3 protein-coding genes are annotated in these 2,183 nt (G+C 72.8%); 1 reads left to right on the forward strand and 2 read right to left on the reverse strand.

What is annotated here, in order from left to right; all coding sequences use genetic code 11:
* Together AC1DY2_RS18960 and AC1DY2_RS18965 are read right to left on the reverse strand one after the other, a co-directional pair.
* A partial coding sequence (locus AC1DY2_RS18960) for a hypothetical protein (protein WP_476763823.1) occupies positions 1–318 on the reverse strand: 318 nt, incomplete at its 3' end.
* 140 nt (positions 319–458) lie between these two features.
* On the reverse strand, positions 459–1,082 hold the full coding sequence (locus AC1DY2_RS18965) for a response regulator transcription factor (RefSeq protein ID WP_159604858.1): 624 nt from the start codon (positions 1,080–1,082) through the stop codon (positions 459–461).
* A gap of 168 nt (positions 1,083–1,250) precedes the next feature.
* Here AC1DY2_RS18965 and AC1DY2_RS18970 point away from each other — a divergent pair.
* Positions 1,251–2,183: COG1470 family protein (locus AC1DY2_RS18970; protein ID WP_476763824.1), on the forward strand; the 933-nt coding region annotated here is incomplete at its 3' end.

Consider the following 2,183-nt stretch of genomic DNA (forward strand, 5'->3'; position numbering starts at 1 on the left):
GTCCATGACCACCAGGCAGCCGTCCACCCCGTGCTCGGTGCCCGTGCCGACGGAGAGCCGCGTCGTGTCCCAGCTCATCGCGACCGAGACGAGTGCATCGGGGTAGACGTCGGCGTCCCGGGCGGTCACCGTGACGCTCGCGCGCACCCAGGTCCCGCCCGGGGCGGTCCGCGGTGAGGTCGTCACGTCGACCGAGAAGGCGGGAACCGGTTCGTCCGCCGCCACGGCCGGCGACGCGGCGACGATCGTCGAGGCGCCGAGGAGCACCGCGAGCGTCATGGCGACGCTCGCCCAGGCGATCCGGCTCCGGCTCGTCACGATCCTCCTCCGACCCCTCAACCTTCGAGGCAGTGCGCGTGTGCGGCAGCCGAGGCCGGGCACCCTTCGGTGCAGCCGGGATTACCCCCTCGGGCAGCCGCCCGCGGCGACCCTCACGAGCGGCCGCCCACGGTATCCGCTCAGATGAGTCCCTCGCGCACCGCGTACGCCACCGCGTGCGAGCGGTTGCGCAACTGCAGGCGCGTGGTCACGTCGTGGAGCACGTTCTTCACCGTGCGCTCGGAGTACGAGAGCTTCGTCGCGATCTGCGCGGTGTCCCAGCCCTCGGCGACGAGTCGGAGCACGTCCACCTCCCGGGCGGCGAGGCCCGTGAAGGTGATGCCGCGCGGGTCGAGCACGGTGCGCTGCAGCCGGCCGACCTGGTCGAGGAGGCGGCCGAGCAGGTCGGGCGGCACCGCGCCCTCGCCGGCGGCTGCCGTGAGGATCACCGACACGAGGCGGTCGGTCGTGGCATCCGCTCGGCGCACCAACCCGACGACGCCGCTCTCGACGGCGCGCACGAGATCCTTGTCGTCGAGGTGCGACGAGATGAGCACGACGCGGCTCGAGCCGTTGCGGCGCAGGAAGCGCAGGGTGTTGAGGGTCTCGTCGTCGACCTCGTCGGAGATGACGAGCACCACGTCGGGCGCCTCCTCCTCCTGCGGCCCGACGACGCGCACCTCGGGGCGGGGGCGGAGCGCGCTCGCGACGCCCGCCTCGGAGATGGGGTCGCGCGCATAGACCCGCACGGTCGTTCTGGTCATGGTCGTTCCTTCGCAAGTGCGGGTTGCGGGTCGTGCGGGGTGCTCGGGGACAGTATGTCCGGGCATCCTCTTCGCGCACTCAACACCCGCTCAACGGGCAACTTCGTTGCGCGAGCGGCAGGCCGCGCGGGCTCCGCGGTCGCTTCCAGCCGGCCGTAGCGTGACGCCATGGCCACCACCGCGACCATCACGCCGGCGTCCGCGTCGGTCGACCCGGGCACGCCCGTCTCGTTCACGCTGACCGTGCTCAACGACACGCTGCTCGTCGAGTCGTTCGAGCTCGCGCCGGTCGGGCAGGTCGCGGCGTGGGCGACGGTCGAGCCCGGCACCCTCACCATCTACCCTGGCAAGTCCGAGACGGCGACCGTCACGGTGCTGGCCCCGCGGTCGCCCGAGTCGATGATCGGCGAGGTGGCGCTCGGCGTGCGCGCCAGGGCGGTCGAGCAGCCCGACGCGATGGCCGTCGCCGAGACGGTGCTGACGGTGCTGCCCTTCGCACAGACCGAGGCGGAGCTCGTGCCCCGGATCGCCCGCGGACGCGGACGCCATCGTGTGCGCGTCGCCGTCGACAACCGCGGCAACACGCAGCTCATCGCGGCGATCGCGGCGACGAGCTCCGACCGGCTCGGGCTCTCGACGCCCTCCCCCGAGGTGATCATCGATCCAGGCCACACCGAGTTCGTCGACATCGACCTGCGGCCGGTCGCCCGCATCTGGCGCGGCGACCCGGTCACCCACCAGTACTCCGTGTCGGTCGTGCCCGAGGGTCCGCCGCCCGCATCCGATGCGGCCTGGGCGGCGGCGCTGTCCACCGGCGCCGGCACGCCCGGCACCGCGACGGCCACCGCGACCGCCACGGCCACGGCGACCGAGCCGATCGTGCTGCCGGGCAGCTACGTGCAGGACCGGGTGTTCCCCAAGTGGCTGTGGAAGCTCCTGCTCGCCCTGCTGCTCCTCCTGCTCCTCCTGCTCGCCCTCTGGTTCCTGCTGCTGAAGCCGGCGATCGAGTCGGCCGCGCGCAACGCCGTCGAAGAGCCGCTCGCGCAGGCCAATGACAAGTCGGATGCCGCGGCGCARCAAGCCGACAGCGCAGCCCAGAAG

This window comes from Agromyces sp. P1_H4, from assembly GCF_056405255.1.

Excerpts from the sequence above, each read along its gene's own strand:
- AC1DY2_RS18965 (WP_159604858.1), bottom strand. The coding sequence starts at position 1,082 with ATGACCAGAACGACCGTGCGGGTCTATGCGCGCGACCCCATCTCCGAG.